At 68.9% G+C, this 13956-nt stretch carries 13 protein-coding genes; 5 read left to right on the forward strand and 8 right to left on the reverse strand.

Annotation, left to right across the window (positions count from 1 at the left end; all coding sequences use genetic code 11):
- The first annotated feature begins 16 nt into the window (after nt 1-16).
- Nucleotides 17-1153, forward strand: coding sequence for a DUF5938 domain-containing protein (locus ASD34_RS15240; protein ID WP_056579005.1), 1137 nt, complete (start codon nt 17-19; stop codon nt 1151-1153).
- Nucleotides 1154-1158: 5 nt separating this feature from the next.
- Entirely contained in the window at nt 1159-2706 is a 1548-nt protein-coding gene (locus ASD34_RS15245) for an acyl-CoA synthetase (protein ID WP_056579008.1), read from the forward strand.
- 92 nt (nt 2707-2798) lie between these two features.
- On the opposite strand, the gene ASD34_RS15250 is transcribed toward ASD34_RS15245, so the two are convergent.
- Entirely contained in the window at nt 2799-3632 is an 834-nt protein-coding gene (locus ASD34_RS15250) for a hypothetical protein (protein ID WP_056579010.1), read from the reverse strand.
- 169 nt (nt 3633-3801) lie between these two features.
- On the opposite strand from ASD34_RS15250, the gene ASD34_RS15255 reads away from it, so the two are divergent.
- Nucleotides 3802-4455: a DUF1345 domain-containing protein gene (locus ASD34_RS15255; RefSeq protein ID WP_056579013.1), complete on the forward strand. Its 654-nt coding sequence runs from the start codon at nt 3802-3804 to the stop codon at nt 4453-4455.
- A gap of 7 nt (nt 4456-4462) precedes the next feature.
- Here ASD34_RS15255 and ASD34_RS15260 read toward each other — a convergent pair whose 3' ends face one another.
- The 3 genes from ASD34_RS15260 to ASD34_RS15270 all read right to left on the reverse strand — a co-directional run bounded on the left by ASD34_RS15260 (nt 4463) and on the right by ASD34_RS15270 (nt 7609).
- Nucleotides 4463-5431: a DMT family transporter gene (locus ASD34_RS15260; protein ID WP_056579016.1), complete on the reverse strand. Its 969-nt coding sequence runs from the start codon at nt 5429-5431 to the stop codon at nt 4463-4465.
- A gap of 76 nt (nt 5432-5507) precedes the next feature.
- Nucleotides 5508-6005, reverse strand: a complete 498-nt coding sequence (locus ASD34_RS15265) for a methylated-DNA--[protein]-cysteine S-methyltransferase (protein WP_056579018.1) — start codon at nt 6003-6005, stop codon at nt 5508-5510.
- The gene (locus ASD34_RS15270) at nt 6002-7609 is read right to left on the reverse strand and encodes a DNA-3-methyladenine glycosylase 2 family protein (RefSeq protein ID WP_056579020.1); all 1608 of its coding nucleotides are present in this window, start codon (nt 7607-7609) and stop codon (nt 6002-6004) included. The genes ASD34_RS15265 and ASD34_RS15270 overlap by 4 nt, the downstream gene beginning before the upstream one ends.
- 111 nt (nt 7610-7720) lie before the next feature.
- Here ASD34_RS15270 and ASD34_RS15275 point away from each other — a divergent pair, with 111 nt between their 5' ends.
- The gene (locus tag ASD34_RS15275; RefSeq protein ID WP_056579023.1) at nt 7721-9103 is read left to right on the forward strand and encodes a phosphomannomutase/phosphoglucomutase; all 1383 of its coding nucleotides are present in this window, start codon (nt 7721-7723) and stop codon (nt 9101-9103) included.
- A gap of 7 nt (nt 9104-9110) precedes the next feature.
- Nucleotides 9111-10505: a 3-deoxy-D-manno-octulosonic acid transferase gene (locus ASD34_RS15280; protein WP_056579026.1), complete on the forward strand. Its 1395-nt coding sequence runs from the start codon at nt 9111-9113 to the stop codon at nt 10503-10505.
- A 55-nt stretch (nt 10506-10560) separates the two neighbouring features.
- Here ASD34_RS15280 and ASD34_RS15285 read toward each other — a convergent pair whose 3' ends face one another.
- From ASD34_RS15285 to ASD34_RS15300, 4 genes are all read right to left on the reverse strand, one after another.
- The gene (locus ASD34_RS15285) at nt 10561-12090 is read right to left on the reverse strand and encodes a TolC family outer membrane protein (RefSeq protein WP_056579030.1); all 1530 of its coding nucleotides are present in this window, start codon (nt 12088-12090) and stop codon (nt 10561-10563) included.
- Nucleotides 12091-12114: 24 nt separating this feature from the next.
- Nucleotides 12115-12468, reverse strand: a complete 354-nt coding sequence (locus ASD34_RS15290) for a rhodanese-like domain-containing protein (RefSeq protein WP_056579033.1) — start codon at nt 12466-12468, stop codon at nt 12115-12117.
- A gap of 15 nt (nt 12469-12483) precedes the next feature.
- Nucleotides 12484-13161, reverse strand: a complete 678-nt coding sequence (locus tag ASD34_RS15295) for a protein-L-isoaspartate O-methyltransferase family protein (protein WP_056579036.1) — start codon at nt 13159-13161, stop codon at nt 12484-12486.
- Nucleotides 13162-13256: 95 nt separating this feature from the next.
- Complete coding sequence (locus ASD34_RS15300; RefSeq protein WP_056579039.1) at nt 13257-13937, reverse strand: TetR/AcrR family transcriptional regulator; 681 nt, start codon at nt 13935-13937, stop codon at nt 13257-13259.
- Nucleotides 13938-13956: the final 19 nt, after the last annotated feature.

The raw sequence follows: 13956 nt of genomic DNA on the forward strand, positions 1-13956 counted from the left end.
GCAAGGAGCAAGAAACATGAGCAGCAGCAAGAAGAAACCCGTCATCGTCTACGGCGCTTCCGGCTACACCGGGCGCCTGGTGTGCGAGTACCTGCGCGAGTACCACATCCCCTTCATCGCAGCAGGCCGCAGTGCACAGAAGCTCGAAGCGGCGATGAAGTCGAACGTGCCCGGCATCGAGACCGCCGACTACGAAGTGGTCGAGGTCGCGCACACGGTCGAGGCGCTCACCGAGCTCTTCGCCGGCGCCTCGGTGGTGCTCAACACGGTGGGGCCGTTCGCCAGGTTCGGCCCCGAGGTGGTCGATGCCTGCCTGGCCGCCGGCTGCCACTACACCGACACCACCGGCGAGCAAGACTGGCTCATTACGCTCGACCAGCAGTACGGCGCCAAGTTCGCCGCTGCGGGCCTGTTGCTCTCGCCCGGCCTGGCGCAGATGTACACCACCGGCGAAATCGCCGCGCAGCTGTGCCTGGAAACACCGGGCCTGGACACGCTCGACATCGCCGTGTTCTGGGGCGGCAGCCCGACCATCGCATCGACGCAGACCATCCTGGTGAACGCCGCCACGTCGAAGGCCTTCTTCCTCGAGCAGAACCAGTACGTCGAGTGGCAACCCGACGCGGGCCTGTACCACCTGTCGATTCCGGGCCAGCACGAAGCCGCATTGGCGCTCCCCTGGGGCGGCACCTCGCACCCCGTGTGGTTCAAGCGCGATCCGCGCGTGGCCAACGTGAAGGTGCTCGGCGGCGTCTTCAACAAGCCGCTAATGATGGGCGTGCCGCAGATCGTGGCCGCCGCGCTCAAGGCCACCGAAGGCATGAACGACGAAGACCGCTATGCCGCGCTCGCGCAGACGGCGGCAGGCGTGATGAACACCATGCCGCCGCGCGAGAACCCGCGCATCAACAAGTCGGTCGATTCTGTGCATGCCTCCGGTCCGCTGGGCCGCGCGCACTGCGTGATCTTCGGCAACTGCAACTACAAGCAGACCGGCCTGCTGCAGGCCTACGCTGCGGCCTCGCTGCTGCAGCAGGCACCGCGCCGCGCCGGCTTTGCCTCGGGCTGCCAGGCCTTCGGGCACCGCGAGCTGCTGGGGGCGCTGCGCAGCTTCGGGCTGGTGCAGGAACCCGTGCTCACGCGGATGGGCTGACGCGCATGCGCCTCGTCGACTACCTCGACAAAGGCGCCCAGCAGGGCGCCGATTCGCCGTGCCTCACCATGGGCGACGCCGACCTGAGCTACGGCCAGGTGCAACGCATCAGCTGGCGCGTGGCGCGCGGCCTGCAGCGCGCCGGCATTCAGCCCGGGGACAAGGTGGCGGTGCTCTCGAGCAACGACGCCCTGGCCTTCGCCACGGTGTTCGGCATCTCGCGTGCCGGTGGCGTGTGGTGCCCGATCAACCCGCGCAACGAGGCCAGCGAGAACGCCTTCGTGCTCGATGCCTTCGATTGCGCGTGCCTCGTGTTCCACAGCAATTACGCGCCGATGGTCGAGCAGATGCGCGCGCAGCTGCCGCAACTGAAGGCGCTGGTGTGCCTCGACCAACCGCAGGCCTTCGCGCCCGCCATGGATGAATGGCTCGACGGGCTGGACGATGCGCCGATCGACATCGCGCCGACCGACGACGTGGCCATGATCGCCGGCACCGGCGGCACCACCGGCCAGCCCAAGGGCGTGATGCTCTCGGGCAGCAACCTGGAGGCCATGTCGGCGCTGACCCTCATGGGCTACCCGTTCGAAGGCCGGCCCGTGTATCTGGCGCTCGCGCCGCTCACGCATGCGGCCGGCGTGCTGTGCCTGCCCGTGATGGCGCTGGGCGGGCGCGTGGTCATCATGCCCAAGCCCGACCTGGGCGAGTTCCTCGCGCTCATCGAGCGCCGGCGCGTCACCCACACCTTCCTGCCGCCGACGCTGATCTACATGCTGTTGCAGCACCCGGAGCTGGCGCAGACGAAGCGCGACTCGCTGCAGTGCTTCTGGTATGGCGCCGCGCCCATGTCGGCCGCGCGGCTCGAGGAGGCGCTCGACAGGATCGGCCCCGTCATGGCGCAGCTCTTCGGCCAGACCGAGGCGCCGATGATGGTGTCGATGATGCCGCCCAAGGACCATTTCAACGCCGACGGTTCGGTCGCGCGTCAGCGCCTCGCTTCGGCGGGGCGGCCGGGGCCCCTCGTACAGGTCGGCATCATGGACGGCGAGGGCGCTTTGGTGCCCACAGGCGAGAGCGGCGAGATCGTGGTGCGCGGCTCGCTCGTGATGCGCGGTTACTACAAGAATCCGCAGGCCACCAAGGAAGCCTCGCGCCATGGGTGGCATCGCACGGGCGACATCGGCTACCTCGACGGTGACGGCTTCCTGTACATCGTCGACCGCGCCAAGGACATGATCATCTCGGGCGGCTTCAACGTCTACTCGGCCGAAGTGGAGCAGGTGCTGATGCAGCATCCCGACGTGCAGGACAGCGCGGTCGTCGGCCTGCCCGACGAGAAATGGGGCGAGCGCGTGGTGGCCGTGCTGCAGCTGCATGCGGGCCGCAGCGTCGATGCCGAGGCGATCAAGGCCTTCGTCAAGTCGCGCCTTGGCAGCGTGAAGGCGCCCAAGCAGGTCGAGGTGTGGGGCGACCTGCCGCGCTCCAAGGTCGGCAAGGTGCTCAAGAAGGAAGTGCGTGCCTCGCTGCTGCAGAAGCTGCAGCCGCCGGCTTGATTCAGTCGCGCTGGTGAGCAACTGGCACCGCCAGCCGGTCTTGCGAAGAACGGCTATGCGGCGCCTAGAGGGCCGGGCCGTATCAGGCCATGTCAGAAACGAGCCTTGAGGAAGGCCGAGGGGCCCTGCAGCCGCACCTTGAGGCGTGAATCGGCAAAGCCGCCTTCGCGCGTGAGGTCGATGTTGGTCACGCTGTAGGCCAGCACCAGCCCCACGTTCTTCACGGGGAACCACTCCACGCCGGCGGCGGCGTTGTAGATGTTGCCGTGGAAGCGACCGCTGCTCTTCCACACGCCCGAAGCGTCGGCGAACAGCCGCACGTCGGGCGACAGGGCATGGCGGACGCCGACTTCGAGCATCGGCGCGACAGCGTTTTCGCTGGAGCGCTCGCTGACCGAGCGCACTTGTCCGTTCACGCCGTAGAGCGCGGTGGCGCCGAGGGTGGCGCGGTAGTAGGCCGCGCCGGCCCCCAGGCCGAACACGGTGTTGCCCGACCCGAGCCACCACTTGTAGGAAAGCTTGGCGAAATCGAGCTTCGCCTCGAGGTTCGCGGTGCCGATGGCGCTCAGCGAGCCGAAGTCGCCGATCGTGGTGTTGCCCGCCACCTGCCCGTCGTAGTCGCGCTTGTAGCGGAAGTAGTCGAAAGAGATGCCATGGTTGTCGCCGATCAGGAAATCGGCCGTGATGCGCGGCATGGTCACGCGGCCCGGTCTGAGGTCGTTCGATTGCAGCGTGCCGTACGGCGTGTTGAACGAGGCACTGAGTTTCGGCTCGGCGCTGAAGGCGCCCACCGAGAAGCTGAAGCGGTCCAGCGCCGGTGAAGGCTCGGCCCGCGCAGTGCCAGGAGCAGCGATGAAGGTGAAGAGAACGCCGGCAGCAGCCAGGGTGCCAGGAGCGCCACGCAAGCGCGAACGATGCAACAGCATGAAGAAATCCCTCGAACGACGCCTCGGGCCTGCGCGTGTGTCGCGACGCCTGCGGGCTGCACTCCCTGGAACCGCTCCACTCTAGAGAGGCCGCACCGGGCTGTGCATGCGCCGATGGCGGATGTGCCTGTAGGAAAGCGCCGATGCACACCAGCGCTACAGTCCGCCCATGCGCGCACATCTTTCCACCACCACCGGTCCCCAACGCCTGCTCTATGGAGCCGCAGCAGCCGTTGCGGTGGCGCTGCTGCCGTGGCCGATGGGCTTCACCGCGCGCGCGCTGGCCGGCTGGTGCGCGGGCGTGGCGGTGTACCAGGCGCTGAGCTGGTGGCTGGCCGAGACCTTCGATGCCCAGCGCACGCGCGAGCGCGCACAGCAACTCGACCAGCCCAACGTCGTGATCCTGGTGTCGATGCTCGTGGCGGTGGGCGTGAGCGTGGTCGCCATCGCGATGCTGCTGCAGCAGGTACGCCAGCTCAGCGGCTGGGCGCGCGGCGCCCATGTGGCGCTCGGGCTGGTGGCGCTGGCGGGTTCGTGGCTGATGATGCACACGATCTACGCCTTTCACTACGCGCACCGCTACTACATCGACCGCAAGGGCGGCGTGTCCGACGGCGGGCTCGACTTTCCGGGCAAGGAAGCGCCGGACTATTTCGACTTCATGTACTACGCCTACGTGATCGGCATGACCTCGCAGGTGTCGGACGTGCAGGCCACTTCGCACGAGATGCGGCGCATCACGCTGGTCCACAGCGTGCTCGCCTTCGCGTTCAACATGCTCGTACTGGCCTTGTCGGTGAACGTGGTCGCCGGCGTGGTCTGAATCCGGCTCAGCTCGCGGCCTTGCGCAGCGACGGCAGTTTGACGATGCCGGTCGACAGCGCGACGCCGCACACGATCACGAAGGCGCAGATCAGCATCCACTGCGTGATCTGCTCGCCAAGGAACACGGCGCCGTAGAACAGCGCGAACACCGGCACGAGGAAGGTCACGGTGAGCGCGCGCGCCGGGCCGGCGCGTTCGATGAGCCGGAAGAACAGGATGTAGGCCACGCCCGTGCAGGCGATGCCCAGTGCGAGCAGCGCGAGCCATGCGCGCAGGCTGGGCATCTGCGCGGGCCAGAGCCAGATCGCGGGTAGCACGAGGAACAGCGTGGCGCCGATCTGGCTGCCCGTGGCCGTGGTCAGTGCGGGCACGCCGGCCAGGTGGCGCCGCGCAGCGCTGGCCGAGATCCCGTAGCAAAGGCACGCAGCCAGGCAGGCCAGCACGGCCCATAGCGCGGCGTGGTCGCTGGACCCGGCTTGCAGGCCGGCGCTGCGGCTGGCGAGCATCGCGACGCCCGCGAAGCCGATCACCAGGCCGACGAGGCGCGAGCCACTGGGCCGTTCGCGGAACCAGGCCCAGGCCACCAGCGCGCCGAACATCGGCGTGGTCGCGTTGAGCACCGCTGCCAGCCCGGTGTTGATGGTCAGCAGTGCGAAGCAGAACAGCGCAAACGGCATGCCCGAGTTGAAGATGCCGACCGTGAGGCTGGCTTTCCAGTGCTGCGCGATCGACGGGCCCTGGCCGCGCAGCAGTGCGATCGGCAGCAGGAACAGCGCCGCGATGGCCACGCGCACGGCAGCGGTCGGCAATGCGCCGAACTCCGCGGCACCGATGCGCATGAAGAGGAAGGAGGCACCCCACAGCGCGCCCAGCAGCACGAGATCGACGAGCCATGCCTTCGGCGCGAGCGCGGCGGTGGCGGGGAGGGGGGCGGGTGAGGGAACGACGGTGGTGTTGTTGTTCGTTGTGGTCATGCGTCTCTTTGGGGAATGGCGCGGCGCTGCATCGAGAGGATGTTGAGCCGCGCCATGGGCGGTGTTTTCTTCTGTCCTATTTGCCGGTCTCGAGTTCGAGCAGGGCCGTCTTGCGATCGAGCCCGCCAGCGTAACCGGTCAGCGAGCCGTCTGCACCGAGCACGCGGTGGCAGGGCACGATCACACTGATCGGGTTGCGTCCCACGGCCGCGCCGACCGCGCGCACCGCGGCCGGGTTGCCCACGCGCTGGCTCAGCGCGCCGTAGGTGGTGGTCTCGCCGGCCGGGATGGCGAGCAGCGCCTGCCACACGCCCTGCTGGAAGACCGTGCCGTGCGACAGGTCGAGCTGCATGTCGAAGTGGCTGCGGCGGCCGGCGAAGTAGTCGCGCAGTTGCGCGGCGGCTTCGAGCAGCGCGGGATGGTCGTCCTTCGTCTGCCAGCCCGTGGTGTCGGGCCAGTGGCGCTGCTGGTCGAACCAGAGCCCGGCCAGGCCCTGGTCGGTGGCGGCCATCGTGACGCGCCCCAGCGGCGTGTCGATGTGCGAGGTGTAAATGACTGTGCGTTTGAATTTCATGATCTTTCAGGCACGAGGCCTGCCATTGCGAGGTCGGAAGATGGAGCGATCGGTGTCTGGGCAGCCGTTGCGGGTTCGGGTGGTGCAGGCGGGGCGTGCCATGCGCGCAGCACCGCATAGCTGCGCCACGGTCGCCAGGCCTGCGAGGCTTCGCCGGCGGCTCGCGCGGTGGTCACGCCCAGTGCCTTCTGCAGGGCCACGTCGCCGGCGGGAAAGGCGTCGGGCCAGCGCAGGGCGCGCATCGCGATGTACTGCGCGGTCCAGGCGCCGATGCCGGGCAGCTCCTGCAGCGCCGCAAGGGTCGAGGGCACGTCGGCGCCCGCATGCAGCGCCAGCCGTCCCGAGGCCACTTCGCGCGCGATGGCCTGCAGCGCGGCTTGCCGCTGGCGCACGATGCCCAGCTGCCCGAGCGCATCGCCACTGGCCGCTGCCAGCGCAGCGGGCGTGGGAAAGAGACGGGCCAGGCCGTCGATGGGCGTGTCGATCGCGTCGCCGAAAGCCTCGACCAGCCGCGAGCCCAGCGTGCGCGCCGCAGCCACGGTGATCTGCTGGCCCAGCACCGCGCGCACCGCGAGCTCGAAGCCGTCGACCGTGCCGGGCACGCGCAGCCCGTCGCCGTGCGGAAAGGCCGCGTGCAGCGCGGCGTTGATGGCCATCGGCTCCGCGTCGAGGTCGAACAGCGCGCGTGCGCGGCTGATGACGATCGGCAGCACCGCGGCCAGCGAATCGCTCACGGCCAGCAGCACCTGCTCGCGCTCGAGGTCGAAGCGCAGCTGCAGCCAGCCGGCGTGCGTTTGCGCGCCATGTTGCACGCGCAGGGTTCGCGCCAGCCGCACATAGGTCGGCGTGCTGCCCTTGGCGGGTTCCTTGCCGTCGGCGGTGTGCACGGTTTCGACGCCGCGCAGCGCGCGCCGTGCGAAGAAGCCGAGCATGGCGTTCGCGTCGTAGGGCGGGCGAAAACCCAGCCGCACCTCGATGGCCTTGCCTTCGCCGCCCTCGGTGCCGCCCGCGCGGCGCAGCGCGCTCGGGTTGAGCCCGTAGTGCGCCACGAAGGCCGCGTTGAAACGCCGCACGCTCGCGAAGCCGCTGGCCAGTGCCACCTGCGTCATCGGCAGGCGCGTGTCGGCGATGAGCTGCTTGGCGGCCAGCAGGCGACGCGTCTGCAGGTACTGCAGCGGCGACACGCCGAACTGTGCCTCGAAGATGCGCCGCAGGTGGCGGTCGCTCACGCCCAGTCGTGCCGCGATCTGGGCCGCGCCGGGGCCTTCTTCGGACCACGCATCGGGCTCGTCGATGAGCCGCGCGGCCTGCAGCGCGAGGATGCGCGAGGCGTCTTCGGTCGACCAGCTGGCCGCGCGCGGCGCCAGCTCGGGCCGGCAGCGCAGGCAGGGGCGAAAACCCGCCGCTTCCGCCTGGGCCGCATGGCGGAAGAAGCGGCAGTTCTCGCGCCGCGGCAGCTTGACGCGGCAAACCGGCCGGCAATAGATGCCGGTGGAGGTCACGGCCGTGAAGAACGAGCCGTCGAAGCGCGCGTCGTGCGTCTTCATCGCCAGGTAGCAGGCGTCGCTCTGGAGCACTTCGGTGGGGGCGTGGGCGGTAGGCATGGGGAAATGATACGGTTTCGACTCGTTTCAACTGGCCGTTTTCGGACATCTGTGTCCACAAGGCGTTGCCTACAATGCCCGACTCCGAACCAACAGGGATCCCGCCCTTTCATGCAGCTCAGCGCGTCGATCTTCAAGGCCTATGACATCCGCGGCGTCGTGCCCCTCGGGCTGGATGTCGAAGTGGCCGATGCCCTGGGCCGTGCCTTCGGCAGCGCCGTGCGTGCCGCCGGCGAGACCTCGGTGGCCGTGGGCCGCGACGGCCGCCTGTCGGGCCCGGCGCTGGTGGACGCACTCATCGACGGCCTGGTCGCCACCGGCCTCGAGGTGATCGACATCGGTGCGGTCACGACCCCGATGCTCTATTTCGCGGCCCACACACTGTGCACGAGCGGCATCCAGGTCACGGGCAGCCACAACCCGAAGGACTACAACGGTTTCAAGATGGTGCTGGCCGGCCGCGCGATCCATGGCGAAGAGATCCAGGGCCTGCGCAAGACCATGGAAGACGGCAGCGCCAAGCTCGCGCCCGGCGGCAGCGTGCGCAAGGTCGATGTGACCCAGGCCTACACGCAACGCATCGTCGGCGACATCCAGCTCGCGCGCCCGATGAAGATCGTGGTCGACTCAGGCAACGGCATCGCGGGCGCGACCGCACCGGCCATCTTCCGCGCCATCGGCTGCGAAGTGGTCGAGCTGTTCAGCGAAGTCGACGGCAACTTCCCGAACCACCACCCCGATCCGAGCCAGCCTGCGAACCTCCAGCACTTGATGGCCGAGCTGGCCCGCGGCGATGCCGAACTGGGCCTGGCGTTCGACGGCGATGGCGATCGGCTGGGCATCGTCACGAAAGACGGCCAGAACATCTTTCCCGATCGCCAGATGCAGCTCTTTGCGCAGGACGTGCTGTCGCGCGTGCCGGGCGGCACCATCGTCTACGACGTGAAGTGCTCGCAGCGCCTGGCACCGGCCATCGTGGCCGCGGGTGGCACGCCGCTCATCTACAAGACCGGCCACTCGCTCATCAAGGCGAAGATGAAGGACGTCGATTCGCCGCTGGGTGGCGAGATGAGTGGCCACATCTTCTTCAAGGAGCGCTGGTACGGCTTCGACGACGGCACCTATGCCGGCTGCCGGCTGCTCGAAATCCTGAGCAGGCATCCGGACGCGAGCGCCGTGCTCCACGCGCTGCCGACCAGCTTCTCGACACCTGAACTGAACGTCGCCTGCGCCGAAGGCGAGCCGCACCCGCTGGTCGCTCAGCTCGTCGAAAGTGCGCGCTTCGACGCCCCCGCCCGGGTCTCGACCATCGACGGCCTGCGCGTGGACTGGCCCGATGGATTCGGGCTGATCCGCGCTTCCAATACCACCCCCGTGCTGGTGCTGCGCTTCGAAGGCCAGACCGACGCGGCGCTCCAACGCATCGGAACCGAGATGCTTGCGGTGCTGCGGACGGTCAAGCCCGACGCCACGCTGGCCGCTGCTTCTCACTGAAGAACCTGTGCGTTCCTTGCTGCTTCGCCTTTACGGCATTTTCACCACCGCCGTCCAACCGCTGGTCCGCCGCAAGCTGCGCCGGCGCGCCATCGCCGAGCCCGGCTATGCCGTGGCCGTCGAAGAGCGCTTCGGCCATTACGACGACGCCACCACCGGCTTTGCCCAGTGCTGGGTGCATGCGGTCTCGCTCGGCGAGACGCGCGCCGCCGCCATCCTGATCGCCGAGCTGCGGCGCCAGTACCCGGGCATTCCGATCCTGCTCACGCACGGCACCGCCACCGGCCGCGAAGAGGGCGCCAAGCTGCTCGAGCCCGGCGACACACAGGTCTGGCAGCCGTGGGACACGCCGGGCGCCGTCGCCCGCTTTCTCGACCGCTTCCAGCCGCGCATCGGCGTGCTGATGGAAACCGAGGTCTGGCCCGAGATGGCTGCCGCCTGCGCCGAGCGCCGCATTCCGCTGGTGCTGGCCAATGCGCGGCTCAACGAGAAATCGCGCGCCGCGGCCGAACGGCTCAGCGGGCTGGCGCGGCCCGCGTACTCGGCACTTGCCGCCGTCTGGGCACAGACCGAGGCCGATGCGCACCGGCTGGTGTCGCTCGGCGCCAAGGTCGCTGGCATCTACGGCAACCTCAAGTTCGACGCGACGCCCGACGCGCGGCAACTGGCCACGGCCGTGTCGCTGCGCGAGCACCTGCCGCGCCCGATGGTCGTGCTGGCCAGTTCGCGCGATGGCGAAGAACGCCTGCTGCTCGAGGTGCTCAAGCGCTTCGGCGCTACCTCGCCCGTGCCGCCCGAGCAGGGCGCGATCCGCTCGATCGCCAAGCGCGTGCACGACGTGCAATGGATGATCGTGCCGCGCCACCCGCAGCGTTTCGACGAAGTGGCGGCGCTCATCGAAGCCGAAGGCTTTGCCGTGGCGCGCCGCAGCGCGGCCGGCCAGCCGGCCGAGGCCGAGATATGGCTCGGCGATTCGCTGGGCGAGATGGCGCTGTATTACGGCCTGGCCGACGTGGCGTTGCTCGGCGGCAGCTTCGAGCCGCTGGGCGGGCAGAACCTCATCGAGCCGGCGGCCTGCGGCTGCCCGGTGGTCATGGGTCCGTCCACTTTCAACTTTGCCGAGGCAGCGCAGCTGTCGCTCGCGGCGGGCGCGTCGCTGCGTGTCGAAGGCATGGAGCAGGCCGTGACCGCGGCGCTCAAGCTGGTCGAGAACCCGGAGCGCCGTGCGGCGATGGCGCACGCCGCGCTGGCCTTCTCGTCGTCGAACCGCGGGGCGGCCGAGCGCACGGCGGCGGCAGTGCTGGCGATTGCGCAGGCGGCCGAGCCTGTGACGACGTCGGTGGCCGATGACGAAGGCGCGCCGCCGCCCGAAGCGGCACGGGCCGAGCCGACGCTGGACTGAATCCGCATCGGCTCCTTCCCCCAGCGGGGGAGGGAGAAAACACAAGCAACCCCTGTCAGCGCACCGGCGGATTCAGGATCACCGGCGGCGGCGGTGCCGACGGCATCGTCGGCGCTGGCGGGTTGAACGGCTGCACCGGCACCGGCGGCACCACCGGAATGGCCGGCGGCGTCACGGGCACGGCGGGTGCGCCCGTCGTCGCGGCAGGCACGGCCGGCGTGGCGCCGTTGCGCGCCAGCGTCGCGTTGATCGCATTCATGTCGTCAGTCGTCAGCGTGCCGTTGGCCTGGCGCAGCTTCAGGTTGCCCAGCAATACGTTGTAGCGCGCCTGCGCGAGGTCGCGCTTGGTCTGGAACAGCTGGCTCTGCGAGTTGAGCACGTCGATGTTGATGCGCACGCCCACCTGGTAGCCCAGCTTGTTGGCGTCGAGCGCGCTCTGGCTGGAGGCTTCGGCGGCTTCGAGCGCCTTCACCTGGCCCGCACCCGACACCAGCCCGAGGTAGGCCGCGCGCGTGGCCTGTGCCACGCTGCGGCGCGTGCCGTCGAGCACGCTGCGCGACTGGTCTTCGAGGGCCAGGGTTTCCTTGATGCGGTTCTCGGTGGCAAAGCCCGCGAACAGCGGCAGGTTGAAGGTGACACCGACGGTGGCGGCGTTGACGCGCGTGCCCACGGTGCTGGTGCTCGTGCCGGTCGGGTTGCGCGTGATGTTGTAGCCCAGGTTGGCATCGAGCGTGGGTTTGTGGCCGGCCTGCGCCTTCTGTACTTCGAGCCCGGCTACGTCCAGGCCCAGGCGCGCCTGGCGGATCGCCGGATGCACCTCGTCGGCCTGCGCCACCCAGGCGTTGATGTCGGCGGGCTGCGCGGCCGGCAGCACGACCGGCGCGGCCAGCGGCACGGGCACGCTGCCCGGTCGGCCGACCAGTTGGTCGAGCACCACCTTCTTGACCTGCAGGTCGTTCTCGGCCGCGATTTCCTGCGCGATCACGAGGTCGTAGCGGGCCTGGGCCTCCCGCGAGTCGGTGATGGTGGAGGTGCCGACCTCGAAATTGCGCTTGGCCGAGGCCAGCTGCTCGGCCACGGCCACCTTCTGCGCGCGCACCAGGGCCAGGCTGTCCTGGCTGGCAAGCACGTCGAAATAGGCCTGGCTCACGCGCACGATCAGATCTTGTTCGGCGATGGTGAGTACCGCCTGCGCCACCTCGGCCTGCCGTTTGCCCTGCTCGTAGGTGGCCCAGTTGGCGGGGCGGTACAGCGGCTGGGTGGCGTTGATGCCGACGTTCTGCGTGGTGAAGTCACGCGAGGCGCCGGTGCCGCGGCCGGCGCCGGTGAGGGTGTCGATGTCCAGGTTGCTGCGGTTCACGCCTGCGGTGAGCCCGACGGCCGGCAGGATGCCGGCCTTGGCCTGCGCGGCGCGCGCCAGGTTGGCCTCGTACTGGGCCCGCGCGCCCTGGTAGGTGGCGTCGAAGCCGCGTGCGGAATCGTAGAGTTCGTTCAGTGTCTGGCCCTGGGCCGGCAGGGCGAGCAGGCCTGCAATGACGCTTGCGAGGGCTGCGGGAAGTGGCACAAGCCGGGGCCTGGGAGGCATTGAACGTCCTTGGGAGCGAGGGAATCAGTAGCGCGGCACGCTCGGGTCGTGCTGTGCGGACCAGGCGTCGATGCCCCCCGCCACGTTGGCGAGCGAGTCAAAACCGTTCTGGTGCAAAAAAGCGGCCACGCGCTGGCTGCGGGCGCCGTGGTGGCACAGGCAGGCGATGCGGGGCGCGGGCTGTCCTTCGCCGGCGGCGAGTTCGGCCAGCCGGCCGGGGATCTCGTTCATCGGGATCGCGACCAGCGTGAAACCTTGCGGCGCGACGCTCGCCGTCTGCAGCTCCCAGGGTTCGCGCACATCGAGCAGCACGGGGGCAGCGTCGGCGTCCTGGGCGAACCAGGCGGCCAGGTCGGCGGGGCGGACTTGATCGATCATTCGATGGCCGCTCGCTCAGAACGCAAAGCGCGAGGGCTCGGGGAAATTCAGCAGGCGCGGCGCCACGGTGTCCCAGGGCTGGATCGTCTCCCACTTGCTTTCGCTGGTGCGGGTCACGAAGTGGGCGCGCATCATGGGCTCCTCGCCGACGATGGCCGACAGGCGGCCGCCGACCTTGAGCGAACCGAGCAGGTTCTGCGGAATGCGCGCGACCGAGCCGCTGAGCACGATCACGTCGAAGCTCGGGCCGCTGGGCAGCGGCACGGCGCCGTCGGCGTGGCGCACTTCGACGTTCGTCACACCGTTGCGGCGCAGCGTCTCGGCGGCGCGGGCGGCCAGCACGGGGTTGATTTCGAGCGACAGCACCTGGGCCGCGCGGGCGCCCAGCAGGGCGGCCATGAAGCCGGAGCCGGTGCCGATCTCGAGCACCGATTCGTGCTTCTGGATGTGCAGGTCCTGCAGGGTGCGGGCTTCGACCTTGGGCGACAGCATGATTTCGCCGGGCACCGAGCCGTCCAGCAGCGGCAGTTCCATGTCGAAGAAGGACAGCGTGCGGTGTTCGTCGGGCACGTAGTCTTCGCGGTGAATCTCGGCCAGCAGCTCGAGGATGTCCGACTCCAGCACGTCCCAGGGACGGATCTGCTGTTCGATCATGTTGAAGCGCAAGCGCTCGAGGGTGGGCGTGGGGTTCATGGCGTGGCTTTCCTTGAAGGCTCGGGACGGGGACAAACCTTCAATTTTAGGTCGCACCGATGACGCCATCGCGCCGGTCGGCCATCCGGTGGCCGTCATGCGGGGCTCCCGGGGCGCACACAGAGGCCGTGGAGCACGGTATCGCACTGGGTGGCGATGAATTTTTCGGGGTCGAGCGGACTCACGCCGTCGACGCAGACCATGGCCGAATGCTTCCAGAGCATGAGGAACACCATGGGCGCGACCACCGAATAGATGGCATGGTCGATGTCCATCTGCACGAACTCGCCGCGGTCGATGCCGCGCTGCAGGATGCGGCGCAGCAGGTCGTGGCCGGGACGTACCACCTGCTGACGGTAGAACTCCGCCAGCTCGGGGAAATTGCCGCCTTCGCTCATCATCAGCTTGGTCAGGCCCGAGGCCTTGGTCAGGCCGACACGCTCCCACCAGACGTTCATGCAGTAGCGCAGCATGTCGGCGGTGGTGCCCTCGAAGGCCTCGAACTCGGCGTTCCACTCCGTGAAACGCCCGCCAAGGTTCTCGATCACCACAGCCTTGAACAGCTCTTCCTTGCTCGGAAAGTACAGAAAGAGGGTGCCCTTGGACACCCCGGCCCGCACCGCCACTTCCTCCGAGCGGGTCGCGGCAAAGCCCTTTTCGACGAACAGGTCGAGTGCCGCCGCCAGCAGTTCGCCCGGACGCGCCTCTTTGCGCCGCGCGCGCTTGGAAGAAGGCAGCGGACAGAACTTGTCGACGAGGGAGCGGGGAGAGGCCATGGCGTTAATGACTGACGGG

This window comes from Variovorax sp. Root473 (assembly GCF_001426505.1).
GTDB lineage: Bacteria > Pseudomonadota > Gammaproteobacteria > Burkholderiales > Burkholderiaceae_C > Variovorax.